Origin of the sequence: Rhizobium freirei PRF 81 (assembly GCF_000359745.1) — a bacterium.
In the GTDB taxonomy this organism is placed as follows: domain Bacteria; phylum Pseudomonadota; class Alphaproteobacteria; order Rhizobiales; family Rhizobiaceae; genus Rhizobium; species Rhizobium freirei.
Map to the genome: position 1 here is coordinate 1 of NZ_AQHN01000009.1, position 25,729 is coordinate 25,729.

At 58.6% G+C, this 25,729-nt stretch carries 23 protein-coding genes and 2 pseudogenes; 12 read left to right on the top strand and 13 right to left on the bottom strand.

What is annotated here, in order from left to right; translation table 11 throughout:
- Nucleotides 1-331 (bottom strand): annotated as a pseudogene (locus tag RHSP_RS02800) (invasion associated locus B family protein); the annotation flags it as partial.
- A 1,119-nt stretch (nucleotides 332-1,450) separates the two neighbouring features.
- On the opposite strand from RHSP_RS02800, the gene RHSP_RS02805 reads away from it, so the two are divergent.
- The 3 genes from RHSP_RS02805 to RHSP_RS02815 are packed head-to-tail and all read left to right on the top strand — an operon-like array spanning nucleotide 1,451 to nucleotide 6,259.
- On the top strand, nucleotides 1,451-2,920 hold the full coding sequence (locus tag RHSP_RS02805) for an HlyD family secretion protein (RefSeq protein ID WP_240535346.1): 1,470 nt from the start codon (nucleotides 1,451-1,453) through the stop codon (nucleotides 2,918-2,920).
- Nucleotides 2,921-2,980: 60 nt separating this feature from the next.
- Nucleotides 2,981-4,948, top strand: a complete 1,968-nt coding sequence (locus RHSP_RS02810; RefSeq protein WP_004108625.1) for a glycosyltransferase family 2 protein — start codon at nucleotides 2,981-2,983, stop codon at nucleotides 4,946-4,948.
- A gap of 18 nt (nucleotides 4,949-4,966) precedes the next feature.
- Nucleotides 4,967-6,259: a hypothetical protein gene (locus tag RHSP_RS02815; protein WP_004108627.1), complete on the top strand. Its 1,293-nt coding sequence runs from the start codon at nucleotides 4,967-4,969 to the stop codon at nucleotides 6,257-6,259.
- Between the two features lie 43 nt (nucleotides 6,260-6,302).
- Here the strand turns inward: RHSP_RS02815 and RHSP_RS02820 are convergent, their stop codons facing one another.
- Nucleotides 6,303-6,926, bottom strand: a complete 624-nt coding sequence (locus tag RHSP_RS02820; RefSeq protein ID WP_420820082.1) for a GntR family transcriptional regulator — start codon at nucleotides 6,924-6,926, stop codon at nucleotides 6,303-6,305.
- A 392-nt stretch (nucleotides 6,927-7,318) separates the two neighbouring features.
- On the opposite strand from RHSP_RS02820, the gene RHSP_RS02825 reads away from it, so the two are divergent.
- From RHSP_RS02825 to atzF, 8 genes are read left to right on the top strand one after another with little or no spacing between them, the layout of a single operon-like run.
- Nucleotides 7,319-8,446 carry a BMP family ABC transporter substrate-binding protein gene (locus RHSP_RS02825; RefSeq protein WP_037149309.1) on the top strand — a complete coding sequence of 376 codons (1,128 nt, stop codon included), beginning with the start codon at nucleotides 7,319-7,321 and terminating at the stop codon, nucleotides 8,444-8,446.
- 19 nt (nucleotides 8,447-8,465) lie between these two features.
- Nucleotides 8,466-9,596 carry an ABC transporter permease gene (locus RHSP_RS02830; RefSeq protein ID WP_004108634.1) on the top strand — a complete coding sequence of 377 codons (1,131 nt, stop codon included), beginning with the start codon at nucleotides 8,466-8,468 and terminating at the stop codon, nucleotides 9,594-9,596.
- Nucleotides 9,596-10,522 (top strand): ABC transporter permease, encoded by a 927-nt coding sequence (locus RHSP_RS02835; protein WP_004108636.1) that lies wholly within the window; start codon nucleotides 9,596-9,598, stop codon nucleotides 10,520-10,522. The genes RHSP_RS02830 and RHSP_RS02835 overlap by 1 nt, the downstream gene beginning before the upstream one ends.
- A gap of 11 nt (nucleotides 10,523-10,533) precedes the next feature.
- Nucleotides 10,534-11,247, top strand: coding sequence for a biuret amidohydrolase (gene biuH / locus RHSP_RS02840; RefSeq protein WP_051074034.1), 714 nt, complete (start codon nucleotides 10,534-10,536; stop codon nucleotides 11,245-11,247).
- The gene (locus tag RHSP_RS02845; RefSeq protein WP_037149312.1) at nucleotides 11,244-12,794 is read left to right on the top strand and encodes an ABC transporter ATP-binding protein; all 1,551 of its coding nucleotides are present in this window, start codon (nucleotides 11,244-11,246) and stop codon (nucleotides 12,792-12,794) included. Before biuH ends, RHSP_RS02845 begins: the two co-directional genes overlap by 4 nt.
- Nucleotides 12,794-13,462, top strand: coding sequence for a cysteine hydrolase family protein (locus RHSP_RS02850; protein ID WP_004108650.1), 669 nt, complete (start codon nucleotides 12,794-12,796; stop codon nucleotides 13,460-13,462). Before RHSP_RS02845 ends, RHSP_RS02850 begins: the two co-directional genes overlap by 1 nt.
- On the top strand, nucleotides 13,455-13,808 hold the full coding sequence (locus RHSP_RS02855) for a cupin domain-containing protein (RefSeq protein ID WP_004108652.1): 354 nt from the start codon (nucleotides 13,455-13,457) through the stop codon (nucleotides 13,806-13,808). The genes RHSP_RS02850 and RHSP_RS02855 overlap by 8 nt, the downstream gene beginning before the upstream one ends.
- Nucleotides 13,805-15,604, top strand: coding sequence for an allophanate hydrolase (gene atzF, locus RHSP_RS02860; RefSeq protein WP_004108654.1), 1,800 nt, complete (start codon nucleotides 13,805-13,807; stop codon nucleotides 15,602-15,604). Before RHSP_RS02855 ends, atzF begins: the two co-directional genes overlap by 4 nt.
- A 276-nt stretch (nucleotides 15,605-15,880) precedes the next feature.
- Here the strand turns inward: atzF and RHSP_RS02865 are convergent, their stop codons facing one another.
- The 6 genes from RHSP_RS02865 to RHSP_RS02890 form a co-directional block, all read right to left on the bottom strand.
- Nucleotides 15,881-16,900 carry an amidohydrolase family protein gene (locus tag RHSP_RS02865; RefSeq protein ID WP_004108656.1) on the bottom strand — a complete coding sequence of 340 codons (1,020 nt, stop codon included), beginning with the start codon at nucleotides 16,898-16,900 and terminating at the stop codon, nucleotides 15,881-15,883.
- Between the two features lie 22 nt (nucleotides 16,901-16,922).
- Nucleotides 16,923-17,342 (bottom strand): lipocalin-like domain-containing protein, encoded by a 420-nt coding sequence (locus tag RHSP_RS02870; protein ID WP_004108657.1) that lies wholly within the window; start codon nucleotides 17,340-17,342, stop codon nucleotides 16,923-16,925.
- 19 nt (nucleotides 17,343-17,361) lie between these two features.
- Nucleotides 17,362-18,051 (bottom strand): type 1 glutamine amidotransferase domain-containing protein, encoded by a 690-nt coding sequence (locus RHSP_RS02875; RefSeq protein WP_004108660.1) that lies wholly within the window; start codon nucleotides 18,049-18,051, stop codon nucleotides 17,362-17,364.
- Between the two features lie 11 nt (nucleotides 18,052-18,062).
- Nucleotides 18,063-19,112: an NAD(P)-dependent alcohol dehydrogenase gene (locus tag RHSP_RS02880; RefSeq protein ID WP_004108663.1), complete on the bottom strand. Its 1,050-nt coding sequence runs from the start codon at nucleotides 19,110-19,112 to the stop codon at nucleotides 18,063-18,065.
- Nucleotides 19,113-19,202: 90 nt separating this feature from the next.
- The gene (locus RHSP_RS02885; RefSeq protein WP_004108665.1) at nucleotides 19,203-19,502 is read right to left on the bottom strand and encodes a YciI family protein; all 300 of its coding nucleotides are present in this window, start codon (nucleotides 19,500-19,502) and stop codon (nucleotides 19,203-19,205) included.
- A 28-nt stretch (nucleotides 19,503-19,530) separates the two neighbouring features.
- Nucleotides 19,531-20,100: a flavodoxin family protein gene (locus tag RHSP_RS02890; RefSeq protein ID WP_004108668.1), complete on the bottom strand. Its 570-nt coding sequence runs from the start codon at nucleotides 20,098-20,100 to the stop codon at nucleotides 19,531-19,533.
- 197 nt (nucleotides 20,101-20,297) lie between these two features.
- Here RHSP_RS02890 and RHSP_RS02895 point away from each other — a divergent pair, with 197 nt between their 5' ends.
- Complete coding sequence (locus RHSP_RS02895; RefSeq protein ID WP_004108669.1) at nucleotides 20,298-21,212, top strand: LysR family transcriptional regulator; 915 nt, start codon at nucleotides 20,298-20,300, stop codon at nucleotides 21,210-21,212.
- A gap of 62 nt (nucleotides 21,213-21,274) precedes the next feature.
- On the opposite strand, the gene RHSP_RS02900 is transcribed toward RHSP_RS02895, so the two are convergent.
- The 5 genes and pseudogenes from RHSP_RS02900 to RHSP_RS35375 form a co-directional block, all read right to left on the bottom strand.
- Nucleotides 21,275-22,168 (bottom strand): LysR family transcriptional regulator, encoded by an 894-nt coding sequence (locus RHSP_RS02900; protein ID WP_004108671.1) that lies wholly within the window; start codon nucleotides 22,166-22,168, stop codon nucleotides 21,275-21,277.
- A gap of 138 nt (nucleotides 22,169-22,306) precedes the next feature.
- Nucleotides 22,307-23,101, bottom strand: a complete 795-nt coding sequence (locus RHSP_RS02905) for a carboxymuconolactone decarboxylase family protein (RefSeq protein ID WP_004108673.1) — start codon at nucleotides 23,099-23,101, stop codon at nucleotides 22,307-22,309.
- A 149-nt stretch (nucleotides 23,102-23,250) separates the two neighbouring features.
- Nucleotides 23,251-24,234, bottom strand: coding sequence for an aldo/keto reductase (locus RHSP_RS02910; RefSeq protein WP_004108677.1), 984 nt, complete (start codon nucleotides 24,232-24,234; stop codon nucleotides 23,251-23,253).
- Nucleotides 24,235-24,348: 114 nt separating this feature from the next.
- A complete protein-coding gene (locus RHSP_RS02915; RefSeq protein ID WP_004108680.1) occupies nucleotides 24,349-24,726 on the bottom strand; it encodes a DUF2255 family protein in 378 nt (125 codons plus the stop codon).
- A gap of 623 nt (nucleotides 24,727-25,349) precedes the next feature.
- Nucleotides 25,350-25,729 (bottom strand): annotated as a pseudogene (locus tag RHSP_RS35375) (hypothetical protein); the annotation flags it as partial.

The following is a 25,729-nucleotide window of genomic DNA, read 5'->3' on the forward strand; positions in this document are numbered from 1 at the left end:
CCGCCAGAGTGAGGATGTTGATATCCTGATCGCCCTGCTTGACCGTCGCGATCTGTGCCACTTCGCAGCTCGTCGTTGCCGAGCCGTCCTGAGCTTTTCCATCGATGCAGCGATAATACCAATCGTCAAATTTCTGAACGCGTGCCTGAGGCGCGGGCTGCTGTTCATTTGCTGCCGCAGCACTGCCCTCGGCAACGGTGGCGCCAGAAGCATTGTTCGAAGCCGGCGCCGGCTGCTCTTGCGCCATTGCCGGGAATGCAAACAACGTCGACGAAAGAAGCGCAACGGATGTCAAAGTCTTGATGAAATGCGTCTTATTGGCAAGGGACATACAAAACTACCCAAAGTCAAAACCATTCGCTTGCGCAAGGCACGCCTTGCTCAAGCGGCATATCGGTCAAAAAATCATGAGGATGCACCTGGAAGCGGTGTAGCCGATCATGGGCCTGATCCAGCTCATAGCACGACCCTATAAAAATACAGCGGAAAGTAGCGCTTCCAAAGAGACTCACACGCTCGTTTTTAGATAGACGTGTGGAATGCGCAACACCTGCGTTTATTGATTGAAATTATGGCTCTTGAATGGAGCCGCCCCCTAGCCTGCGGATTATCTGGTTTCTTCACGCGGTTGCGGGCAACGGATCAGCGCCTTTGCTAAGAATTGAGAGACAACGTCTGCAGCTGAAAACGCGACCTCGCTTGCGGCCTGACACTTTCTCGATGACACCGAAACGCGCCAAGTCTGTGAGCGCCGCATTGACTGAGGCACGGATAGGCCTTGTTTTCTGAACGAGCTGATTGGCCGTGAGAAACGGATCGGCTGAAGAGATCGTGAATGCGAAGCGCTGAACCCGCTCGATCGCTTTCGGTCATGGTACGCTCATGGTCTTCCTTGAACACCGCGGCAATCCGGTTGGCGGTGTCGGCAACACCCGTGAGAAAGAAGTCGAGCCAAGCCTCCCGATTGCCTTGTTGGCGCACGCCCTGGAGCAGTCCGCAGGATTCCGTCCTATAGGTCTTCAGATAAAGACTAAGACAGAGCGGCGGCTTACCTAGAGCCCCGTTCATGCAAAGATACAATGTAACAAGAAGGCGACCGATCTTCGTGCATGAAACGTTCGAGTGCGTCCAGGCAGGCGTCCATCTCTGCAACAGGCGGCAGCACGACAAAATTCATGTCTTACAAATTGAAATCGAGAATATGCAGCAAGAAATAGTTGGCAAACATCAAGCCAACTGCAAGCAACGTATGCAGATGATTGAAATACAGCCAAGTCCGTAATGAGTTGAAGCAAGAAATATCAATATTTAAGCGCCATGACTAACTTTTGTGCATCGCAAAAATATTCATTAATTGTATTTTAATTATATTGCAACGCACACGATTCCTGTTATGGTTACCATATTCTTGTGGGAGGACAATTTTCGAACTACACAGGAGTACATCGCCATGATTTTTCGGAAAAACTCTGAGAGCGATACTGCACGCGGATCCGTTAAACTTGCCTCGTATACCGTATTCGGGGTGCTGGCAACGGTCCTTTCTTCATCGGTGCTTCCTCCATTATTTACTTCAAGCACCGCCCGTGCATTGATCAATGCACCGCTTCTCCCGCTGACAACGCCGATCAATGGTGTTGTTAGAATTTCCGATCAAATGGGCAGAGCATCCGTCGAGAATGACAAGGTGGACAACTCCACTCTCATCGGATTGAAAGTGCAACTGGCTGCACTCGACAACGAACTGCGCCAGAAGAATTCCATCATCGACGATTATGCGATAAGGATCCGGGATCTTCACAACGACCTTTCGAGCCAGCAATCGGCTCTGCTGTCGCGCACGGATGCAGACCTGAAGGCGGCTCAAACAGCTCTGGAAATGGTTACCTATTCGGCTCGAATAGCAAAGTCAGATGCGACGCGTAAACTCCGTCTAATGGTGAAAGGTGCTGCTGCTGGCAATGCCGACGAAGTCGCAGATTCGATTCATCTCGAAGATAGCAAGCTGGAAGCGGCAAAGCTCTCGGTCGAAAAACTCAGCAACGAGATGAACTTCGCAAGGGATGGCATTTATATCGGTTCAGATCTTCAATCCCTGCAAAATCTTCAACAGGAGATTCGATCGCGTTCGGCTGACTTGCTTCAAATAAAGATGCAGATGACGACGATGCAATCACGCAGGAGCGAACTCGAAACACTCGTCGCAAAAGAAAGCGCGCGCATTGATAGGTTGATGCATGCTGACCTGGCCATACCGCCGGGTACAAGGTTGTATAAACCCATAGCAGCGACAGGGCGCCAGGTCGTCGCCGGCGATACTCTGGCGGAAGCACTCGACTGTCACGATGCTTTTGTCGTCGCGATATTCTCTGAACGCCAGGCTCAGGCATTGGCCGTGGGATCCAAAGTAAAGGTAACCGCCGACCAATGGCCGGAGGCGGTAGACGGGATGGTGGAGCGCTTGATCCCCAGGACAACCGATCGGGTGGATCTTGATTACGCCGTTCCATTTCCTCCAACGGAACGCCGGGAACTCTACGCATATATAAGACTGGCGCCCGAAGGGCAGACAAATCTTTCGGCCAATGCCATCTGTTCGGTGGGCACCTGGGTTAACGTTACGATGCCTCAGGAATGGTTCGAAAAGACGCGCGGCTATGCGCTGGAAGCATCTTCGAAGCTTGCCCAGTTCGCAATGGCGTCGGCCGACTATCTACCTGAAGCAAAACAGGCCGCTTTGGAGTGGTTCGCGCGCTCGCGAGACAATGTTCTCACGGGCTTCGGGTACGACACTCAAACGCGGCAGCCTCCGCGTGACGTTGCAAACTCGCTGGGCAAACGACAGCGGCGTCCAGAACCCAAGCCGACGGAAGGGTTGGCGGTTGCCAGCGGCGGCCCGCGCGCTCGATCCGGGGTCTAGCATCAGGCTGACGCGGTTCGCAAATTCGTCTTGCCCAAGGGCTACATCGATGAGGGACGCATGTATTTCCATTCGGATGACGACATACAAGCCGTGCTTCAAATCGATCTTCTGATCGCTGCAATCGTGATCATATTTGCCGTCGTGGCAGACCCGAAAAGCACGTTGGACCGAGTTGCCTTTGGCGCCGTCATGTTGACGTCGCTCGGGGTCTATATCGCCTGGCGGGCCCTGGATACGCTCCCGCCAGTGGAGTTTACATTTGAATCAGCCTGGAATTACACTTATTTCGCGTTCGAGCTGATCTCCGTCCTTTATGCTATAGGCTCCGTTCTCATTCTCATGAGATCCACGGACTGGTCTGAGGCCGCTGAACGATCCGAACAGGAAATAGCCTCAGGCGCCGCATTGCCTTTGGTCGACGTGTTCATCTGCACCTATAACGAGCCGATGAATGTTCTCGAGAAGTCCATCATTTCGGCTCAGGCTATGACATATGCTCGCCTGCGCATCTTTGTGTGCGACGACACAAGAAGAGCGGCAGTCAGGCAATATTGCGAGACGGTGGGCGTAAACTATCTGACGCGCCCGGACAATGCGCATGCGAAAGCCGGAAATCTCAACAACGCGTTTCGCCACACCAATGACCTTGACGAAGTGTCTGATCTCATCATGGTTCTTGATGCCGACTTCGCGCCGCAGGCCAATTTCTTGCAGCGGGTGATTGGTCTGTTTTCCGACCGAAAGGTTGCGGTCGTTCAAACACCGCAGTTTTACTTCAACAGCGATCCCATCCAGCACAACCTTGGCGTCTCAAGGTTCTTTGTGGATGATCAACGCGTATTTTTTGATGTGTTTCAGCCCGCAAAGGATGCGGCTGGCTGCGCGTTCTGCGTCGGAACCAGTTTCGTTGTAAGGCGCGCGGCCGTAAACGAGGTTGGCGGCTTTCCGCACGAGGCGCTGTCAGAGGACATGCTTTTAACCTACCGGCTCATGGAGCGCGGCTACGTGACCCGATGGCTGAACGAAAAATTGAGCGTAGGGCTTTCGGCCGAGGGATTGCCGGAATACATCACACAGAGAACGCGGTGGTGTCTCGGCACGATTCAGATCGGCCTATTGCGCGACGGGCCTCTTTGGGGTGGCAATTTCACCCTTGCCCAGCGATTGCATTATCTGCACGGCTTGTTCTGCTGGCTCTCCAAGCCGTTCATTCTTTGCCTCCTTCTCGCACCGTCCATCTATTGGTTCACAGGCATACCCGCGCTCCAAGCCGACGAGCTTGTGTTTATGAAGCTCGGCCTGTCGTCCCTCGCATTATTTTGGGTCTATTCGTCCTGGATATCAGAAAGGCGTACCCTGCCACTATTCACGGAAGTGACACATGCGCTGACGGCCGTGCCGATTACAATCACGCTTCTTCAAGCTGTCCGCAAGCCCTTCGGACGTCCGTTCAAAGTGACAGAGAAGGGAGGCGATCGATCAAAGGTCCGCATACACCGCCCGACCGCGCTATTCTTTGCAGCTGTAGCGGCCCTGTCCGGCGCTTCCGTGATACGGGTCGTCTATGGCTGGGATGCGCCCGTTGAGTTCTCTGCACGAGACTGCCTTAACCTCATTTGGTCGGCGGTGGCGATGATCATCGCATTCACGAGCCTGTTGTGTTGCATTGAACTTCCCCGCCTCGATCAAGAAGAGCCAATCGCGGTCGATCTCAAGGGTCAGCTGAGCGCCGACGACAAACCTACGGCGGTGAGGATTGTTGCGCTTTCAACGCAATCTGCAACGATTGAAGGCCCATCAAACGACGGCGTCGTTCCCGAAGCGCTCTTCATCAGCGACGTTGGCTGGGTCTCGATCGATCGCGATCATTCCTACACAATCCCAGGCAAATTGAGGTTGGCTCCCAACCATGACCAACATCGCGCCATCCTGAGATTGCTTTTCCGAACGTCACCGAAAAATGTGGCAGAACAAGGTAATCTGCGCAAATCGATGCAGGCGCTCCTCGCGCGCGCCTTTAGCTAGCCGATCAGTGGATCGTAGATGTCGATAGGTTGCCGTTGGATTGCCGCACCGCTTTTGACATTTGCTTTGTTCGTCGTCGGCGTCTTATGGACCGCCGAGGCCACCGGAGCAGCCACAGAGGAGACGCCGCCCCTGGGATCGCGACTTTGCAAAGGTCTCAGCCAACAGATGGATAGGAATGTTGCGGCACCATATCTTTTTCAGAGCTACTCTCAGCTTCCGGGAGCGCACCCGCTTGATCCGATGCTCTCAAACGCGGCGTTTACCTATGACAATGCTCTTGCGACGATCGCCCTATTTGCCTGTGATCGGGATGAAGACGCCAAACGCGTGGCAAACGCGCTTGTGCTGGCCGCCAACCATGATCGCAGCTATGATGACGGGCGTCTTCGCAACGCCTATCGCTCGGGTTCCGTGACGATCGGCAAAGAGGGCATGCTTCTTCCGGGCTTCTGGAAACAGGCAAGCAATTCCTGGGTCGAAGACGACTATCAGGCAGGCAGTGCGACCGGTAATCTTGCTTGGGCGGCACTGGCTTTGCTTACCGCTTACGATCGGACAAAGCATCAACCTTACTTTGACGCCGCGGTCAAAGTGATGCGTTGGGTTGACGCCCATGCGGCGGCAGAAAGCGGCATTGGCTATACCGGGGGCACGTTCGGCCACGAACCGTCACCACAAAAGCTTGCGTGGAAATCAACCGAGCAAAATCTCGACGTTTATGCCGTAGCCAATTGGCTGGCGGAGATAGACCCAATCGGCGGCTGGGAAAGAATGGGCGCGCGCGCGCGCAAATTCCTTGATGCGATGTGGAACGCCCAGGAGGGGCGATTTTACGTTGGCAGCCGACCCGGCAGCGATATGCCCAATCTTGATCAGTCTGGAATCGATGCCGAATTGTGGCCGGTCCTTGCCGTGCCAGACTTTCGTGATCGCTATTACACGGTTCTACAGTGGGTTGACCGTCACTATTCGGTTGATACCGGTTTTGACTTCAACGAAGACCGGGACGGCATCTGGCTGGAAGGCACTGCTCAAGCCGCTCTAACCTTCTATCTCGCCGGCCAGAAGGATCGCGCAAGGAACTTGCTTGCAACAATAGCAACGCAAATTGCGCCGAATGATCTGGTCTATGCGACTGTGGGCACGGAGCTATCGACAGGTCTGAAAGTGGGCGCTGACGCAACATCGGGAGACTTCAAGTACTATCGCATTCCCCATGTCGGAGCGACGGCTTGGGCAATTCTTGCCGCGAAGGCGTGGAATCCCTTCCTAAAAGAAAGCGTGGGTCCTCACAATATTCGTGAATGAGGATTTAGATCAGCTCCCGAACTCGCGTGAGCCAGTGATAGCGCTATTTTCCGGCCGCTTTGGCAAACACGATGCTGGCGTCGCTTACAATTTCTACATGCGAATATGCCGCCTGCGCGGCGGCCGCCCCGTCAGCGCGCATGATCGCGGTGACGATGATGTCGTGCTCATCGAAGGACTTGGCCAGGCGTCCGGGAAGGCGGAACTGCGCGCGACGGAAGGGAGCAAGGCGGGCACGTGTGTGTGTCACGAGCTCAAAAATATGCTCGTTATGCGCACCGCGATAGAGCTGGTTGTGAAACTCGACATTGTATGTGGCGTAATCTTCTCCGGCGCCGGCGCGCACTAGCCGGGCGGAGGCGCGATGTTCGAGCTCCAGGGTACGACGTTCATCGACGGTCATCCGTTCCGCGGATAGGCGCGCGCAAATGGCTTCAAGTTCCGCCATCGCCTCAAACATCGAATGCAGATAGGCGCCATCGACACTCGTCACAAATGCGCTGCGGTTCGGTTCGCGTCCGATGAGCCCCATCGCGCCAAGTTCGCGCAGCGCTTCGCGAACCGGGGTCCGCGATACCTCGAAGCGGCTCGCGAGTGTTATTTCGTCAAGCTTTTCACCCGGCAGAAGCGCGCCCGTCACAATCATATCCGCGACGGCCCGCACCATCTGTTCGACGGTCGTTCCAGCCCTGACAATTTCTTTGCGCTTGATCTGCCTCACGGGAATACGCGAATCCTCCGTTATTGCATACAGATGAATGCACTCGATCATCAAAGTCAATTGTCGAATTAATTTATTGTTTTTTTACAGTATTTCTCCGCATCGAAAATTTTTGACAGCGGGCCACATGCAGCACTCATGCAATAAAGGATTAAAAAATATGCATTGCCTATTTATAGGCACAACGCAAAAGAAATCTGCATACACTTTCTACCGTTAGGCGCTCACCAAAGTTTTAACTAAATAATATCAATAGCTTATTTTCTGGCATAGGTATTGCATACACTTTCATGCAACCCTTTTCACGAACCGGGCTCCAGCCCTCAAGGAGCATTCCCATGACCAGACTCCTTCGCATGAATCGCCGCAACTTTCTTCAGGCTTCGGCAGCAGGTGCGCTCGCCAGCGTCGCGCCGGGCCTTCTGTCATCTCGTGCCTACGCCCAGGCCGCGCTCACTATCGGCTTCATCTATGTCGGTCCAAAAGATGATTACGGCTACAATCAGGCCCATGCCGAAGGCGCCGCCGCCGTCAAGGCGCTCCCCGGCGTTACCGTTATCGAAGAAGAAAACGTCCCCGAAACCGTCGACGTTCAAAAGACGATGGAATCGATGATCAACCTTGACGGCGCCACGCTGATCTTCCCGACCTCGTTCGGCTATTTCGATCCGCATATGCTGGCCATGGCCGCCAAATATCCCAACATCCAGTTCCGCCATTGCGGCGGCCTCTGGCAGGCCGGCAAGAATCCGGACAATACGGGCTCCTATTTTGGTTACATCTTTCAGGGCCAGTATCTGAACGGCGTGACTGCCGGCTATGCCACGAAGAGCAAGAAGATTGGCTTCGTTGCCGCCAAGCCGATCCCGCAGGTTCTGCAAAACATCAATGCCTTTTTGCTCGGCGCCCGTTCCGTCGATCCGACTATCACCTGCCAGGTGATCTTCACCGGCGAATGGTCGCTGGCCGTCAAGGAGGCCGAGGCCACCAACGCGCTGATCGACCAGGGGGCCGACGTCATTACCTGCCATGTCGACAGCCCGAAGGTGGTCGTCGAAACCGCCGCCGGTCGCGGCGCCTTCGTCTGTGGCTATCACGCCAACCAAAGCCCGCTTGCCCCGGCTAAGTATCTGACGGGTGCCGAGTGGGCCTGGGGTAATGTCTACTCGGACTTCGTCAAGAAGGCGCAGGCCGCTGGGAAGCTTGGCAATTTCGTTCGCGGCGGCCTGAAGGATGGCTTCGTCAAGATGAGCCCGCTCGGCCCCGGCGTTTCCGATGAATCCCGCAGGAAATTCGAGGCCACTCTCGCACAGATGAAGGCCGGCGGCTTCTCGGTCTTCAAGGGCCCGATCAAGGACAACAAGGGCAACGTCGTCATCACGGCGGACAAGAGCTTTGCCGAGGACGCGATCGAACTCGAAAGCATGAACTATCTCGTCGAAGGCGTCGTCGGCTCCACAGCCTGATCATCGAGGGGGAAGCGTCATGACGGTTGAAGTCAACGAGCCCGCATTATCCATCGGTCAGCAAAGGCGGGCACAGCTGCGCCCAGCTCTCGAATGGCTGGCACGACGGGCCGAGCCTGTGGTGATCACGCTTGGCGCAATCCTGGTCGGCCTGGCACTGTTCTCCCTGTTTATCCTGGCGGTCGGCAAATCGCCGGCCGACCTCTATCGCTTCATGTACACTGGCGGCTTCGGCAGCTGGTTTTCGATCCAGAACAGTCTGAGCCGCGCTTCTCCGCTGCTGCTAACGGCGCTCTGCGTTGCGCTGCCGGCGAGGCTCGGTCTCGTCATCATCGGTGGCGAAGGCGCCGTCGTTCTCGGAGGCGTGGCGGCGGCGGCGATTGCGCTGCCAATCGTCGGCCTATTGCCGCCGATCATCGTTCTTGCGCTCATGGCGCTTGCCGCCATGGTGATCGGCGGCATCTGGATCGGCCTCGCCGGTTTCCTACGTCACTATCGCGGCGTCAACGAAACCATCTCCTCGCTGCTACTCGCCTATATCGCCATCGCTTTGATGAACCAGTTCGTCGAGGGGCTGCTGCGCGATCCAGCAAGCCTCAACAAGCCCTCCACCAAGCCGCTGCCGCACGACTATGTGCTTGGCAATATCCCAGGCATGGACGTGCACTGGGGCCTTGCCATCGGCATCGTCGCCTGCATCGCATCCTGGATATTGATCGAGGTAACAAGCTACGGCTTCGCCGCCCGCATCGCCGGCGGCAACGTCCGCGCCGCGCAGATTCAGGGCCTGCCTGTCGGCCGGTTGATTGCGGGCTTTACGGCGATTGCCGGTAGCTTCGCCGGTCTTGCCGGCATGATCGAGGTCGCCGCGGTCCAAGGCAGTGCCAATGCCTCGCTTGCCGCCGGTTATGGCTATACCGGCATCCTCGTCGCCTTCTTAGCACGGCACAATCCACTGGCAATCATCCCGGTCGCCATCCTTCTCGGCGGCATCGACGCATCCGGTGGACTGATCCAGCGCCGCATGGGCCTGCCCGACGCGACGGTCCTCGTGCTGCAGGGCACACTCTTTATCGTCATCCTCCTTGGCGAAACCTTCTATGGCCGCTTCAGGATCTTCAATCCCGATCTCTGGAAAAGGAGCGCATGATGGACGATACAGCAATGGGTCTATGGGGCGTGCCGCTCGCCATCTTCGCCGGCGCGATCCGCGTCTCGACACCCTTCATCTTCGTCAGCCTCGGCGAGACGATCACCGAGCGTTCCGGCCGCATCAATCTCGGCCTTGAGGGCACGCTCGTCTTCGGCGCCATGACGGCTTACGCCGTCGCCGTGTTGAGCGGATCCGCCTGGCTCGGCGTGTTCGCTGCAATGGCAAGCGGAGCGCTTTTCGGCGCGGTGCATGGCTGGATCTGCAAGTGGCCGAAGGTCAATGATATCGCCGTTGGCATCGCCATGATGCAGTTCGGCCTCGGCCTTGCCTTCTTTCTCGGCAAGCCCTTCATCCAGCCGGTCGCGCCGCACCTGCCGGCGATCCCCTTCGGTTTCTGGTCGAGCCTGCAGCCGGTGCAAGCGGCGCTGAATATCAATATCCTTTTCATTCTCGGTGCGGTCCTCGCCCTCGTGCTCTGGTGGGCATTCGGGAACACCAGGATCGGCCTTATGCTGCGCGTCGTCGGCGACAGCACGGATGCGGCGCGCGCCATGGGCATCAATCCCGACCGTGTCCGACTGCTGGCAACCGCTGTCGGCGGTTCGCTGGCGGCAATCGGCGGTGCCTATCTCTCGCTTTACTATCCGGGCTCCTGGAACGAGCGCATCTCTTCCGGACAGGGCCTGATGGCCGTGGCGCTGGTGATCTTTGCCCGCTGGAATCCGATCGGCTGCTTCGTGGCGGCAATTCTCTTCGGCGGCGCCGGGGCGCTCGGTCCGGCGCTGCAATCCGTCGGTGTGACGCAAGGCTATTATCTCTTCTACGCCGCTCCCTACGTGCTGACGCTCGTCATCATGATCATCACTTCCTCGCCCACCCGCGCGCTTAACGGCGCTCCCGGCGCGCTTTCACTCACCAAATAGGAAGATCAGCCATGAACTATCCTGCCGCTGCCTCCACAGAACAGACGCTGGCCTATGTCGACGCCGATCCCTATGGCTGGCCCTACAATGGCGCCCTGCGACCTGACAATACCGCCCTCATCATCATCGACATGCAGACGGACTTCTGCGGCCCCGGCGGCTATGTCGATCACATGGGTTACGACCTCTCGCTGGTGCGCGCGCCGATCGAGCCGATCAAACGGGTTCTGGCCGCCATGCGTGCCAAGGGCTATCACATCATTCACACCCGCGAGGGTCATCGCCCCGATCTTGCCGACCTGCCCGCCAACAAGCGGTGGCGTTCGCAGCGCATCAATGCTGGCATCGGCGATCCCGGTCCCTGCGGTCGCATCCTCGTGCGCGGCGAACCCGGCTGGGACATTATCGACGAACTGAAACCGATCGACGGCGAGACGATCATCGACAAGCCCGGCAAGGGTTCCTTCTGTGCCACCGACCTGGAATTGATCCTCAACCAGAAGCGCATTGAGAACATCATTCTCACCGGTATCACCACCGATGTCTGCGTTCATACCACCATGCGCGAAGCGAACGATCGCGGCTTTGAATGTCTCTTGCTGGAGGACTGCTGCGGCGCGACCGATTATGGCAATCACCTCGCCGCCATCAAGATGGTGAAGATGCAGGGTGGCGTCTTCGGCTCGGTCTCCAATTCCGCGAACCTTGTGAGCCAATTGCCATGAGCATCATCCGCGATACGTCCCTTCCCCAGGCTGGCAAGGCCGTCGGCATCGAAACGCTCGACATGATCATGCGTTTCGGCAGCTTCACGGCACTGGACCATGTCTCCGTCAGCATTCCCGCCGGCACCTTTCACGCGCTGCTCGGCGAAAACGGTGCGGGAAAATCGACGCTCGTCAAGTGCATCATGGGCTTCTATCACCAGACCTCCGGTTCTTTGTCGGTGGATGGCCGCGAAGTCGCGGTCGTCTCGCCGAGAGATGCTGCCGCCTATGGTCTCGGCATGGTTTACCAGCATTTCACGCTGGTGCCGTCGCTGACAGGTGCTGAAAACCTCGTCATCAGTCGCGCCGAAGTCCCCGCTATCATCAACTGGGCCAAAGAGCGCAAGGCGCTCGCCGCCTTCATGGAGCGGATGCCCTTCAAGATTCCGCTCGATCGGCGGGTCAGCGAGCTTGCCGCCGGCGAAAAGCAGAAGCTCGAAATCGTCAAGCAGCTTTATCTCGGCCGCAGTTTCCTCATACTCGACGAACCGACCTCCGTGCTGACACCGGCTGAGGCCGACGAGATGCTCGGCCTGGTGCGCGGCATGACCGAGCGCGGCGAACTGACCGTGTTGATGATCAGCCACAAATTCCATGAGGTGACGAAATTCGCCGATGCGGTCTCCATCCTACGTCGCGGCAAGCTGGTTGGCGGCGGTAAAGTCGGCGAGCTCTCGACAGACGATATGGCCTCGATGATGATCGGCGACATCAAGCTTGCTGAGCTCGACACGCGGGTTCCCGTCACCGATACGGCCAAAGCGGTGCTGCAGGTCGAACGGGTCAAGGCTCCGGACCGTTCCGGCCTGAAGACGATCGAGATCGACAAGCTGACGGTGCGTTCCGGCGAGATTGTCGGCATCGCGGGCATTTCCGGCAACGGCCAGAAGGAACTCACGGAAATTCTCGCCGGGCAGCGGCCGACAGAGACAGGAGCGATCAGCGTCAACGGCGAGATCTATGGCGCCACACGCACTGAGGCACGGAAGAACAATGTCCGTTTCATTCCGGAAGAGCCATTGCAGAATGCCTGTGCGCCACGCATGACCGTCAGCGAAAATCTCGCCTTCCGCACCTTCGACCTGAAGGCGAATGGCGCCGAGGCGATCTGGCTGAACAAGGGCAAGATGAAGAAGCGCGCGACGTCGCTGATTGCCGACTTCAAGGTCAAGGCCGCCTCGCCCTCATCGCCGATCGCGGCGCTTTCCGGCGGCAACGTCCAGCGCGCCGTCCTGGCGCGGGAGCTGACGGGAGAGGTCGACCTGCTGATCGTCTCCAACCCCTGTTTCGGCCTCGACTTTTCGGCCGTTGCCGAAATCCGCGCCCGCATCATGCGCGCTCGCAATGCCGGGGCGGCCGTATTGCTGCTGTCTGAGGACCTGGATGAACTTCTTGAAATGTCCGATCGCATCATGGTGATCTCCGAAGGCAAGCTCGTCTACGAAACCCAGGCACGCGCCGCCGATATATCCGTGATCGGCGCACATATGGCAGGGCATCACTGATGGCGGATATCAAGGCTCAACCCTTTGCCTTCCCGCTGCAGCGCGACGCAGTGGCACTGATCGTCATCGATATGCAGCGCGATTTCGCCGAGCCCGGCGGCTTCGGCGCCAGCCTGGGCAACGATGTCAGCCGCATCATGAAGATCGTCCCAGAGGTCAGACGGCTGATTGCGGGTTTCCGCGATGCCGGCCTGCCGGTCATCCATACGATGGAATGCCACAGGCCCGACCTTTCCGACCTGCCGGCCGCCAAGCGCGACCGCGGCAATCCTTCGCTCAGGATCGGCGATGTCGGACCGATGGGCCGCATCCTCATTGCCGGCGAGCCGGGCACGGCCATCCTCGCGGAGCTCGCCCCCATCGATGGCGAGATCGTCATCGAAAAACCTGGCAAGGGCGCCTTCTACGCCACCGGACTCGGCGACATCTTGAAGCGTAAGGGCATCAAGCAGCTCGTCTTCGCCGGCGTCACCACGGAGGTCTGCGTTCAGACCACGATGCGCGAGGCAAACGACCGCGGCTACGAAAGCCTGCTCGCGGAGGAGGCAACCGAAAGCTACTTCCCCGAGTTCAAAGCCGCCGCCATCGCGATGATCCGAGCACAAGGCGCCATCGTCGGCTGGACGGCGCATATCGATGACATTCTGGAGGCCATCAACCATGCCTGAAACGACACGCGAACTTTTGACGGCAGGTGGCTGGAAGGAGCTGACCTTCGGTCCGTTCCGGGATGGTGTTACCATCCACTGGATTCAGCCCTTCGAGGGCGAACAGCCGGGTGTCGCCCTGCTGAAATACGAGATCGGCGCGTCCGTGCCCCGCCACCGGCACGAGGGACTGGAGACCATTCTCGTGCTCGAAGGCACACAGTCGGATGAGGCCGGGGACTATGCCAAAGGCTGCTACATCGTCAACGCCGCCGGGACTGAGCATTCGGTCTGGAGCGACACAGGCTGCGTCGTCTTGATACAGTGGGATCGGCCAGTGCGAATATTGGAAGAGGAAACAGCGTGACCAGCCCCGCCTTCGACATTTCGTCCCTGCATGCCTTCTATGCAAACGGCGGCACTGTTGCCTCAATCATAGAGGCCGTTTTTGCTCGCATTGCCGAGGTCAGAGACCCCGGTATCTTTCTGCATCTCGCCGGCAAGGAGAGCCTGCTTGAACAAGCAACCGCTCTCGGAGCCTTTAATCCGTCGGTAAAACCACTCTGGGGCATCCCCTTTGCCGTCAAGGACAATATCGACGTTGCGGGCATGCCGACGACCGCAGCGTGCCCCGACTACGCCTATATGCCGGACATCGATGCCACTGTCGTTCGCCTGCTGAAGGAGGCCGGTGCTCTGGTGATTGGCAAGACTAATCTCGATCAATTCGCAACCGGCCTTGTCGGCGTCCGCACGCCCTACCCCGTTCCGCGCAACGCCATGGATGCCGATTTGGTGCCGGGCGGATCGAGCTCCGGCTCGGCAGTGGCGACAGCGCAGGGTATCGTCAGCTTCGCGCTCGGCACTGATACTGCCGGGTCGGGTCGTATTCCCGCCGGCCTCAACAATATCGTCGGTATGAAACCTAGCCTCGGTGCATTGTCAACGAACGGCGTCATTCCCGCCTGTCGCACACTGGATTGCGTTTCAATCTTCGCGCTGACGGTCAACGACGTTTGGCGGGTGTTCGAGGTTGCCGCACGCCGTGATGCCACCGATGCCTATTCGAAAACCATTCCGGCCGATGGTTTTGGCCAAACACCACCGGTCCTGACTATCGGCGTCCCTGCGAAGGCCGACCGGCTGTTCTTCGGCGACGCTGTCATGGAAATGGCCTATGATGTCGCCTTGCAGATGCTGACAAACCTCGGTCATCGCTTGGTGGAAGTGCCGTTTGGCGATTTCTACAAGGTGGCAAATCTACTTTATGAGGGCGCCTGGGTGGCGGAACGCTATGCGGCGGTGAAGGATTTCTTCGACACAAACGAGGCAAGCTTTCATCCTGTCACGCGCAAGATCTATGGCGGCGCCAAGCAGCTTTCGGCCGCGGACGCCTTCAGAGGCCTCTATGCCCTGCAAGACTTGAAACAGAAGGTTGCGCCGCTGATCGCATCGGTCGATCTCTTCTGCGTACCGACCGCGCCGACGCACTATACCCGTGCCGACCTCGACGCCGAACCGATCCGTGAAAACTCGCGCCTCGGCACCTACACCAACTTCGTCAATCTGCTCGACATGTGCGGCATTGCCGTGCCGACGGGGACACGCAGCGATGGTCGCCCAGCGAGCATTACACTGCTTGCGCCGTCAGGGCGCGACGGCCTCACGACTTCGCTTGCACGTGACATTCACAGGGGCAGCGGCTTGACGCTGGGCGCGACTGGATGGCTGCAGCCGATAACGAAAGACACGAGCTTCGTTGACGACGTCGGGTTGATCGATATCGCGGTCGTCGGTGCCCATCTCTCTGGCATGCCACTGAACCAACAGCTGCTTGCCCTTGACGGCCGCTTTCTGCGAAAAGCTCAAACATCGGATTGCTACAGGCTTTATGTCCTGCCGGGGCAGATGCCGGCGAAGCCGGGACTTCTCCGTGTCCCACAAGCGACAGGCGGTCAAATCGATGTCGAGATCTGGCAAATGACCCCGGCCGCCTTCGGCCAATTTGTTGCAGCAATTCCGTCACCCCTCGGCATTGGAACCCTTTACCTAGCCGACGGTACGTCGGCCAAGGGATTTCTGGCGGAAGCCACCGCCATCACTGACGCAACGGACATCACCAACTATGGCGGATGGCGCAATTATGTCGCGGCAACGACGTAAGGCCTGAGAAGAGTGTCGAATTCCTGCCCTTTCGCATGCAATGAAACCTACCCCTTACAACAAGGGCATCAGTTCACCACGTTGAGCACCAATTGCAGGAGCATTTAACAAATCCAAGCTCTTGAAGAAGGAAGCGAACCGCCGGCACGAACGTTTGAACGTTAAACCTCTGCCTCAACAGCTAAATCAGAATCTCCGCGCTGTGACTTTCGTTCCAGCTCGTTATGCTCGCGAGAGCCCAGGCTCAATCCTCACGTCGATGCGTGAAAGTGCACTTTACCGCTCGTCAGGAGTGCCCGTATGCAATCGTACTTGGTCCTTGCCGCCGCTTACGGTCAAGCGCTCCCAATTCCGATAAGCGAATTTCGCTTTGTTGGTATCATCGAACTCTAGCCCCGCGACGAAACGCCGTGCATCGCCTTCGGGACGGTACTGATACGGGTAGTCTGTCGAGAACAAGATACGATCGACGCCGACTGCATCGACCGCTTGCTGCAGATAGGCCGGGCTGAACATGCCGCTTGCAGTCAGATAGAGATTATTGCGGACATAATCGATGAATGGCCGCTGGAGCGTGGACACGCGATCAAGCATCACAAGCCGCTCAAGATAGAAGAGCACCAGTTCGCCCCAGTGGCCGAGAATTACCTGAAGATTGGGATAGCGGTCGAAAATGCCTCCCAGGATCAGGCGCACGAACTGGATACCCGCCTCGAAATGCCATCCGAGGGCGAAGGTGGACAAGGCCAGATCGACGGGAGCGCCGAAGCCCGCATAATAGGAGTCGCGCACGCTCGTCTGCGGAATCTGCGGGTGGATCAGGAGCGGGACGTTGAGTTCGGCCGCACAGCCGAATATCGGCTCGAAGATCGGATGATCCAGATTTTTGTCGCCAACCCGCCCGAAAAGAACGGCACCCTTGCAGCCGAGTTTCTCGACGGATCGTCGCAACTCCAGCGCTGCCGCGTCAGTCTCTGCGGATGGCAGAGCTGCCATCGCCTGAAAGCGGGACGGGTTGGCAGCGACGGCTTCGGCCAGCAAATCATTGGCACGACGCGCGAGATCGATGCCCTGACGGCCAAGGTTGTTGAGGCCCGGTGTCGTCAAGGAGAGAACCTGAACATCGACGCCCGTCTCATCCATCAGCGCCAGCCGCTGCTCTCCGAGATCGGCGAGCCGCTCGCCGATCACACCCGGATTGAGGCCGAGTGTCCCATCATCGGCGCCGGGTATGGTGTTCCACGCATCCTTCACCTCGTTGGGAAGGACATGCTCTTCGATCGCGATGATCTTCATCCCTGAAACCCTTCAATCCGCGTCATCCGCGCCGCCAGACGACGCGCCACGTTTCATCATCCCGCGTGGATGTGAGGATGAGCCGATCATCCAGGAAGCTGTAGGCCCGCGGGAAGTCCTGGCCCACAAGCGCGCGAACCAGGGCTCCCTCGACTCGATAGACGAAGCTGCCATTGAGGGCATCGAGTATAATCGTACCGTAGCTGGCTTCGTATCCACCACGGCTGTACGCGCTGTCGGCATGACCGGGTTCAAGGTTGCGGACCTGAACCGCCATGTGGCCATCGCGCGTGAAGACGAGGAGACCCTCTACTTCGGCCGGTTCCATCGCCCCGGTCGCATCGGGCTGCTCGATCGTCACAAGGCGCCAAGCACCCTCCAATCGGGCATGGATCTCAGCATCCACGGTCGCCTGCCCGCGCGGGCCAGCAACAGTCTTCATTGGTAGAGTTCCTCCCTATTCAGCTCTTCGTGGTCAGCTGCTCGACGAGAGCTTGGCCGACACCGTGGGCGGAAGCTGGATTCTGGCCGGTGATCAGGCGGCCATCGGTGACGACGTTCTCCGACCAATTGGGTGCGGCCTGATGCAGTGCGCCTCGCTGCTTGAGAGTGGTCGCGAGGAGATACGGCACCACCTCCGTATACCTGACCTCGGCTTCCTCCTCATCGGTGAAAGCGGCAAGCTTCTTTCCGGCCACGAGATAGCTGCCGTCGGACAGCGTCGCGTTCACCAGTGCGGCCGGGCCGTGGCAGACCGCCGATACGATGCCGCCTGCTTCCCAGATCTCGCGGATGACCTTCTGCACGACCTCACTGTCGGCGAAGTCCCACATCGTGCCGTGGCCGCCGGCGAAGAAGACCGCCGAGTAGCACGATGGGTCGAGATCCCTCAGAATCAACGAGTCCGCCAGCGCACTGCGGAAGTCCTTGTCCTTCCAGTAATGAGCGTTGGCCGCATCGGACAGATCGAAGAAGTCGATCGGCGGGTGGCCGCCGCGGATCGAGGCGATCTCGTAGGGGATCCCCGCCTTGTCGAAGGCTTCGAGCGGATGGGTCAGTTCGACCATCGCGAAGCCGGTCGGCTCGCCGCTATCGCCACGGATAGGATGGCTGGTCACCACGCACAGGATGGGCTTGATCGTGTTTGCCATGTTCGGTTTCCTCAGGATTTAAGCGAGGCCATGTCGATGACGAAGCGATACTTCACATCGCTCTTCAACATGCGCTCATAGGCTTCATTGATCTTCTGGATGGGAATGATCTCGACATCCGAGACGATGCCGTGTTCGCCGCAGAAATCGAGCATCTGCTGTGTTTCCGCCACGCCTCCGATAAAGGAGCCCGAGATCGCCCGGCGGCCGCGCACGACACCCCCGGCGTTGACCGGCGTACCGAGCGGGCCCAGGTAGCCGACAAGGACAAGCACGCCTTCCAGCGCCAAGGTTGGCATGTAAGGATTGACGTCGTGATCGTAGGGAACAGTATCGATGATGACGTCGAAGCGGCCGGCGACGGCCTTCATCTGCTCCGCATCGCCCGACAGCACGACATGGTCGGCGCCGAGGCGGAAGGCGTCGTCCTCCTTGCCAGCCGAGCGCGTGAACAGTGTGACATCGGCGCCGAGCGCCTTGGCAAGCTTCAGGGCCATATGACCGAGCCCACCCAGGCCGATCACCGCGACCTTGCTGCCTTTCCCGACGTTCCAGCGATGCATCGGCGACCAGGTTGTGATGCCGGCACATAACAGCGGAGCGGCGCCAGCCGGATCGAGCCCTTCGGGCAGCGACAACACGAATTTGTCGCGCACGACGATGGAATCCGAATAGCCGCCATAGGTGATGCTGCCATCCTGCCGATCGCTGCCATTATAGGTGAAGGTCGGCCCCTCGACGCAGTCCTGCTCCCAGCCATTGAGACAGGGCTTGCAGTGCCGGCAGGAATCGACCATGCAGCCGACCCCGACCATGTCTCCCGCCTTGAAGCGCGCTACACCCGCACCGACCTCACACACCTGGCCGATAATCTCGTGGCCCGGTATGATCGGGTAAGTCGTGAAGCCGCCGTGGTTGCGTGCCAGATGCAGATCGGTGTGGCAGACGCCACAGTAGAGGATGTCGATGACGACATCATCCGGCCGTGGCGAGCGCCGTTCGAAGGCGAAACGCTCAAGCGGGCCGGTTGCCGATTGAGCTGCGAAGCCCAGTGCGCTCATGATGCTTACTCCGAGTTGTCAGGCCAACGACGCTGGCTGACGGCCGCACGGCTCTGCCGCGCGCCCGATGGCTCAGGCGCGACCGAGGGATCAGGCGTTACCGGAGGCAAACAGCGATTCCCAGTTCGTAAAGGGACCGAGCGGGATCACGTCCCAACCGATCAGATCGGCCTTGGCGAGGGGGAATTCGGCGAGTGCGGCCTTGGCGGCTTCGACGGACTCGGCTTCCGCGATGAGGGCGACGCCGGGGCGGTCCTGCCGGAAATAGATGTCACGGATGATACCGCCCTTGTACATCTGCCAGGCGTGGCGAGCCTCATCCTGCATATGCGGCTGATACTTCTCCAGCGAGGCGCCGGGCTGCGGGACGTCGAGACAAAGCAATTTCATAGTCGGTTCCTTGATTTGGGATTTGTGGTTAAGCGGGCTGAAACCGGCTGGTCGTCTCCGCGACACGCCGGCCGAGGTGCTGAGCCGTCTTCAGATCGCTGCCGATCAGCGCGACCTCGGGTGCCTGGTCCACGTTCGATTGGGTCATGACTCCCAGCCAGCTTCCCAGCCGGTTGAGATCATCCACGCTACCAGTGCTGCTACTGTTGCCCGGCATCATATCGAGGCCGACCCAGATCATGCCGTGCTGGGCGGCGAACAGTGCCATCGATACGAGCGAGTTCAGCTTGTCACCGTGCTGGGCTCCTGAGTTGGTGAAGCCGGCGGCGATCTTGTTGCGCCATTTCTGGGCCGACCAGGCCGCCTTGGTCGAATCTTCGAAGAACTGCTTGAGCTTGGCGCTGATCAGGCCGTTATAGGTCGGTGACCCGAAGATGATGGCATCGCTCCGCTCAAGCGTTTCCCAGTCCATCGGACCGTCCGCTACGGCGATGAGCTTTGCCTCAGCCCCTTCTACTTCGCCGATACCGGCGGCGACGGCTTCCGCGACGCGCGCGGTGTGACCGAATCCACTGTCATATACGATTGAAATCAACACTTTGCTTGCCTTCCTGCAATGAGAATCCACATGACGGAAGGACGATTAGGCCGAGTGCCCCTGAACGCCCCGAAAACGTCACTTGCTTGATCTCATCAGTATCGTAGAATGCTGTTCAGCAGTGGCGATTGTTTTTCACTTGTTTATTTCCCTGAATTCCGCAATCGCATCATAAAAGTGTCTGAAAAGGTTTCGCCATGCGCGACAGATTTGACGGGATAGAAGTTTTTGTGGAAGCCGTCGAAGCCGGTGGGTTCAAAAGAGCAGCCGATCGGCTCTCCCTCACACCTTCGGCGGTCGGCAAGGCCATTGCGCGTCTGGAGGAGCGACTTGGCGTCCGCCTGTTTCAACGAACGACCCGCACGCAATGCCTGACTGAAGACGGCCAGCAGTACTACGAGCGATGTCTGCGCGCCATCGAGGAATTGCGGACAGGTGAATCGCTTTTGGAAAGCGGACGACGCGAGGTCGTCGGCAAACTTCGCGTATCGATGCCCGTTTTGTTCGGCCGCTACTGCGTCGCGCCCATCCTGCGCGCTTATGCTCGCCAGCATCCGAAGCTTGAACTTGAGCTCAGCTTTAACGATCGCCAAGTCGATATGATTGCCGATGGTTTCGACCTCGCCGTTCGCAACGGCGCGCTTGGCAACGGAACCTCATTGCGCGCACGGCGGCTTGTCAGCCAGCGCAAGGCGTTATGTGCCTCTCCAGCCTATCTGGCAGCTCGCGGCCGGCCGCATTCCGTCACCGATTTAGGGGATCACGACATGCTCGTTTATTGGCGCAACGACTATGCGCTGCCGTGGCGGCTGCCAGATTTGTCCGGTAATCTCGTCGATGTGCCTGTCACCTCGCGGCTGCGGTTCGATGACATTGAGGCGATCACGGACGCCGCGGTCGAGGGCATGGGCCTTGCTTGGCAGCCCCATTGGCTCATCGGCGATCACCTACGCGCCGGCAACCTCGTTGAGCTCTGGGCGGACCGGCCAAGCGCCACGGTAGAAGCCTATGCCGTCTGGCCGGCAGCGCAGCATTTGCCGCTGCGCTCCAGGCTGGCGATCGACGCTCTTGCGAGCGAGCTGCCGAAACGCTTCGGCCAAGAGGTCGCTTAGTTCGTCAATCTTCGACGATATAGAGTATGGCCAAACTCTGTCTGACGCGCGAAGTCCGCCCATCAGGTTGAATGACGTAGTGCGCTCACCAGCAGGGAAAAAGCCGGCGAGGATTGACGGCGGCTGGGATAGTACAGGTGAAAACCCTCCCAATAGGGCGAATAGTCCTCGAGAAACCGATGCAGGCGTCCGGTTTCAAGATAGGGCCTGGCTATGTCCTCCGGGACATAGGCAAAACCGAAGCCGTCGAGGGCCGCCTCGAGAACATTATAGATCGTGTTGAAAACGAGTTGTCCGTCCACCCGGACTTTGATCTCTCGTCCATTCTCCTCGAACTCCCAGGCATAGAGGCCGCCATGCGTTGGCAGGCGCAGGTTGATGCATCTGTGCTGGGTCAGTTCCTTCGGATGCTTCGGAATATCCCGAGACGCAAAATAGGACTCCGCAGCGACGACCGCGAAGCGTACATCCGGCCCGATTCTCAGGGAAATCATATCCTTGGCGATCTGTTCGCCAAAACGCACGCCAGCATCATAACGATCGCGGACAATGTCTTGCAGACCGTAATTCACATCAAGTTCGAGCCGGATGTCCGGATACTCATGGAGGAAGCTGCGAAGTTTCGGCCATATGTAATGCTGGATCTGGTAGTCGCCGGCGGTGAGCCGGATGGTCCCGGCAGGCTTTTCGCGCAATGTGTTGAGGCCATCAATCGCCGTTCCGATCTCATCGAAAAGCGGACCGATGCTCGCAATCATCCGCTCGCCGGCTTCGGTCGGCGAGACACTGCGAGTCGTCCTCGTCAGCAGCCGTACGCCCAGCCGCTCCTCGAGTTGACGGATCGTGTGGCTGAGCGCCGACTGCGAGACGCCGAATTTAGCAGCCGCTTTCGTGAAACTGCGCTCCTTGGCGATCACCAGGAACACCATCAGGTCATTGATATTCTGCCGCTCCATTCATGATTCCTCCTCATAGCCAAGTGCCTATTTATAAAACCTCTGACCGTGAGATGGTAGCGATGAGGCTTGGAGTAGCGATCACGCCCGCTCACTTTGGCGTTGGGCTCCCCGTGTCGTTACCGCCGATTTGGAGCCTCATTTCGTCCGGTTGCGCAGAACCTCTCCGACAACGGCCGAAGCGGAGAAGGCATTCGGCCAGCCGGCATAGAAGGCCGTGTGGGCAACGATCTCTCCGGCTTCTTCGGCGGTGAGACCGTTATCCATTGCCCGGTTGAGGTGATAGGTAATCTGAGCGCTCTGCCCCGAGGCGATCAGCGAGCTTACAGTCACGAGGCTCCGGTCTCGCGGCGCAAGGCCCGGTCGCTGCCAGAGATCGCGAAACAGCGGGTCGGTCGAGAACTGCACCAGCCCCGGAGAAATGGCGCCCACATTCTTCTCGACACCGGCGGCGCGCTGTCGCTCCGCTTCCTCGTTGAGCGGCAGCAATTGCGGAGATGCCGCAGGGAGTTGATCGTCCGTGACTCCTCGGTCGGCGAACACGCCCTTCGTTGCCGCTATCGCAGACATCGCGTTCGACCAGCCTGAGTAGAATGCGAGATGGGTGATAACCTCTGAAACCTCGGTCGGCGTCACGCCATTGTTGAGAGCGACATTTACATAATGCTTCAAGTCGATCGCCTGATTTCGGGCAATCAGCACGGACAGCGTGACAATGCTGCGGTCACGTCGTGAGAGCTGTGGTCGCTGCCACAAGTTTCCAATCACGTCTTCCTCGGCATATCGGCTAAGAGCAGGCGACACGGAGCGGATGTCGCCGACCGACAATGACGAGGCACTTTCTGGCATGGATCCACCTCCGGTTCCTTCCTGAGCGGAAACAGGCTCACCCGTCATGAGGGAGATCGCCGTGGTTGCTAAGATCCGTTTCATTGATATTCCTTTAGGTTTGGCTGTTGTCGAGCATCGCACCGGACGCCCCTCCATCCGCGCCGACGGGGCCTGCGGATCAATTGAGATATTCGTGGAGACGTGCCGCATGCCGGCTATGACAGCGGCCCGATATTTCAGACAGATGATACCTAGAGCCCCGAACGGCGCAGCATGGCTTCAGGGTAGCGAGCACCCTGGATGACGATATTGGCCTGTTCGATCTCGTCGAGATCGGACTGATCCAGGGTGACATTCAACGCTCCGATGTTCTCCTCGAACCGCTCGAGCTTGCGCGTGCCGAACAAAGGGACGATCCATGGCTTCTGGGCCAACAGCCAGGCAAGCGCGACCTGCGCCGGCGTCGCACCATGCTTCTCGCCAATCTTGCGGATCAGATCGATCAGCTTCTGGTTGGCGATGCGCGCCTCCTCGGAGAAGCGCGGGGTGTCCGCCCGGATATCGGATTGGTCGAACGTGGTGTTGGCATCGATCTTGCCAGTCAAAAATCCCTTGCCCAGCGGGCTGTAAGGAACGAGCCCAATACCGAGTTCCCCGATCGTCGGGATGATCTCTGCCTCCGGTTCGCGGGTCCACAGCGAATACTCGCTCTGCAATACTGCAATCGGCTGCACCGCATGTGCCCGCAGTATGGATTGGGCGCCGGCTTCTGACAGGCCGAACCAGAGCACCTTACCTTCGGCGATCAGATCCTTGACCGCCCCGGCAACATCTTCCATCGGCACGTCCGGATCGACGCGATGCTGATAGTAAAGATCGATATGGTCGGTGCGCAAGCGCTTGAGGCTACCTTCGACAGCGCGGCGAATCTGCGCCGGCTTGCTGTTGACCCCGCCGCGATGCTGGCCAGTTTCCTGATCGATATCCCAGCCGAATTTCGTGGCGATCTTGACCTTTTCGCGGACCGGGGCGAGCGCCTCGCCCACCATCTCTTCGTTGGTCCACGGGCCGTAGACCTCGGCCGTGTCGAAAAAGTCCATGCCGCGTTCGACCGCGGTGCGAAGAAGGGCAATCATCTCCGCGCGGTCGGGAAGCTCGCGCGCCTTGCCATAACCCATGGCGCCGAGCGAAAGGGCGGAAACCTCCAGGCCCTGACCTAGTTTACGCTTGATCATGTTTCGTCTCCTCCTTTAGGGTTCCGTTGGCGTGCCAACCATCAGCGGGATGGCTGTCGCAGCTCGGCCTCTGGCGATTGGGTGCCATAAACGTGGCCTGATCGGCCGCCACACTCAAGATTTCTCCCGTGGAACAATCCTCACGGTAGCTGCGCGGGCTCGGGCGCTGATCATCGGGGTCAGGTATTGGCTCTTGCCGTATTTCGCGCGATAGGCGTCGTCTATGCGGTCGTTGATCGGCCCATCGATTGGCTCGAAGGCGACTTCTCGCGCCATGCCTGCCGCGATGATCCGGCCAGCCTTCTGGCAGACTGCTGCCTGATACCAGCGGGACTTCTGACCATGGTAGCCGCGCACGTAGAGACTGCCTTCGACCACGACCTCCCAGATCCAAGTCGGGGTGCCGTAGGTGATCCCATCCTCGCGAAATGGTGCAATTTTCAGATCGTCTGCCTGGTCGATCTGCAAAAGCTCATCCTGTGACCAGTTCATTGCCATCCTTCCTCAGTCCCTCGCAGACAACAGCCGACTTCGCCGGCCGCGAGCCCATACATCCGAGGTGATCGACCTAGGGAGTCCATGGCTCTCTTATCAGGCGGCGGCGAAGGAGTTCTTTTGATTTCCCTTGAAGCCTCACACTGCGATGGTCTCGCCGTTAGGCCTCACTTTCACAGCCTCATTGAATATAGCGCGCTTGCCGTCATTCGATTAGGCGTGCCAATTCGCATGCGCTTATGAGCGTGGCTAATCAATGAAGGTTTCTGAGAGATTGGCGCTTCCAACGGCTTCGACCGAGGTTGGCCGTAAGAATGGTGCGAGAAACTGTCCCCATAGGTGTGCGATGTAACAGCGAGCGGACCAAGATATCCCGTCCTTGAGAAGGAGCATGAGACATGCCACGGTTTGCACCGCTTGACCCCGCATTCCCGGTAATCCGACAGATCGATATCGACGCAAGCCCGCTCTGATTGGCTTTCTCCGCCAGCCGTCGGCGCTGCGCCCATTGCGAGACGACACCGCTCTGCCCTGAAAAGCTTTTCGAGCGCATCTCGCGCCAGAGCGCCAAGGCGTTTCGAGCGCCTTCTTCCCAGCGATCGTTGAGCCACGGAAGCCAACTATCCAGCGAGGTGGACCGTGTTCGGGAGACATCGAGGCGCTGCCCCCCGCAAGACATCGCGCACAAGCTTCTGGCTATGACCTGTTTGCCGGACAATCTGCCGAATTGAGGTTCCTTCCTTCGACAGTTCCCGAATCGCCTCATTCGTCTCCTGGCGAAGCAGATATCCTTCGTACCGTAACCGTTCCGCGTACGTCAGAAGCCTCGGATCAACGACATTGCTGCCGACCGCTTGCCTGATCTGACGCATCGACTTGCCAACAGCATCGAGAAATGCCCGGCTGGAATTCTCCATCAGGTGCCAGCGGTCGGCGACCTGCTCAACATCAGGCAAGGCTCTCGCGATGGCCTCACCATAGCCGCCGCCCCGATCGCGAG

What these genes read in the sequence shown, in the direction of transcription:
- RHSP_RS02805 (WP_240535346.1), top strand. Translation starts at nt 1,451, where the DNA reads ATGATTTTTCGGAAAAACTCTGAGAGCGATACTGCACGCGGATCCGTT.
- RHSP_RS02810 (WP_004108625.1), top strand. Translation starts at nt 2,981, where the DNA reads ATGTATTTCCATTCGGATGACGACATACAAGCCGTGCTTCAAATCGAT.
- RHSP_RS02815 (WP_004108627.1), top strand. Translation starts at nt 4,967, where the DNA reads ATGTCGATAGGTTGCCGTTGGATTGCCGCACCGCTTTTGACATTTGCT.
- RHSP_RS02820 (WP_420820082.1), bottom strand. Translation starts at nt 6,926, where the DNA reads ATGGTGCGGGCCGTCGCGGATATGATTGTGACGGGCGCGCTTCTGCCG.
- RHSP_RS02825 (WP_037149309.1), top strand. Translation starts at nt 7,319, where the DNA reads ATGACCAGACTCCTTCGCATGAATCGCCGCAACTTTCTTCAGGCTTCG.
- RHSP_RS02830 (WP_004108634.1), top strand. Translation starts at nt 8,466, where the DNA reads ATGACGGTTGAAGTCAACGAGCCCGCATTATCCATCGGTCAGCAAAGG.
- RHSP_RS02835 (WP_004108636.1), top strand. Translation starts at nt 9,596, where the DNA reads ATGGACGATACAGCAATGGGTCTATGGGGCGTGCCGCTCGCCATCTTC.
- biuH (WP_051074034.1), top strand. Translation starts at nt 10,534, where the DNA reads ATGAACTATCCTGCCGCTGCCTCCACAGAACAGACGCTGGCCTATGTC.
- RHSP_RS02845 (WP_037149312.1), top strand. Translation starts at nt 11,244, where the DNA reads ATGAGCATCATCCGCGATACGTCCCTTCCCCAGGCTGGCAAGGCCGTC.
- RHSP_RS02850 (WP_004108650.1), top strand. Translation starts at nt 12,794, where the DNA reads ATGGCGGATATCAAGGCTCAACCCTTTGCCTTCCCGCTGCAGCGCGAC.
- RHSP_RS02855 (WP_004108652.1), top strand. Translation starts at nt 13,455, where the DNA reads ATGCCTGAAACGACACGCGAACTTTTGACGGCAGGTGGCTGGAAGGAG.
- RHSP_RS02865 (WP_004108656.1), bottom strand. Translation starts at nt 16,900, where the DNA reads ATGAAGATCATCGCGATCGAAGAGCATGTCCTTCCCAACGAGGTGAAG.
- RHSP_RS02870 (WP_004108657.1), bottom strand. Translation starts at nt 17,342, where the DNA reads ATGAAGACTGTTGCTGGCCCGCGCGGGCAGGCGACCGTGGATGCTGAG.
- RHSP_RS02875 (WP_004108660.1), bottom strand. Translation starts at nt 18,051, where the DNA reads ATGGCAAACACGATCAAGCCCATCCTGTGCGTGGTGACCAGCCATCCT.
- RHSP_RS02880 (WP_004108663.1), bottom strand. Translation starts at nt 19,112, where the DNA reads ATGAGCGCACTGGGCTTCGCAGCTCAATCGGCAACCGGCCCGCTTGAG.
- RHSP_RS02885 (WP_004108665.1), bottom strand. Translation starts at nt 19,502, where the DNA reads ATGAAATTGCTTTGTCTCGACGTCCCGCAGCCCGGCGCCTCGCTGGAG.
- RHSP_RS02895 (WP_004108669.1), top strand. Translation starts at nt 20,298, where the DNA reads ATGCGCGACAGATTTGACGGGATAGAAGTTTTTGTGGAAGCCGTCGAA.
- RHSP_RS02900 (WP_004108671.1), bottom strand. Translation starts at nt 22,168, where the DNA reads ATGGAGCGGCAGAATATCAATGACCTGATGGTGTTCCTGGTGATCGCC.
- RHSP_RS02905 (WP_004108673.1), bottom strand. Translation starts at nt 23,101, where the DNA reads ATGAAACGGATCTTAGCAACCACGGCGATCTCCCTCATGACGGGTGAG.
- RHSP_RS02910 (WP_004108677.1), bottom strand. Translation starts at nt 24,234, where the DNA reads ATGATCAAGCGTAAACTAGGTCAGGGCCTGGAGGTTTCCGCCCTTTCG.
- RHSP_RS02915 (WP_004108680.1), bottom strand. Translation starts at nt 24,726, where the DNA reads ATGAACTGGTCACAGGATGAGCTTTTGCAGATCGACCAGGCAGACGAT.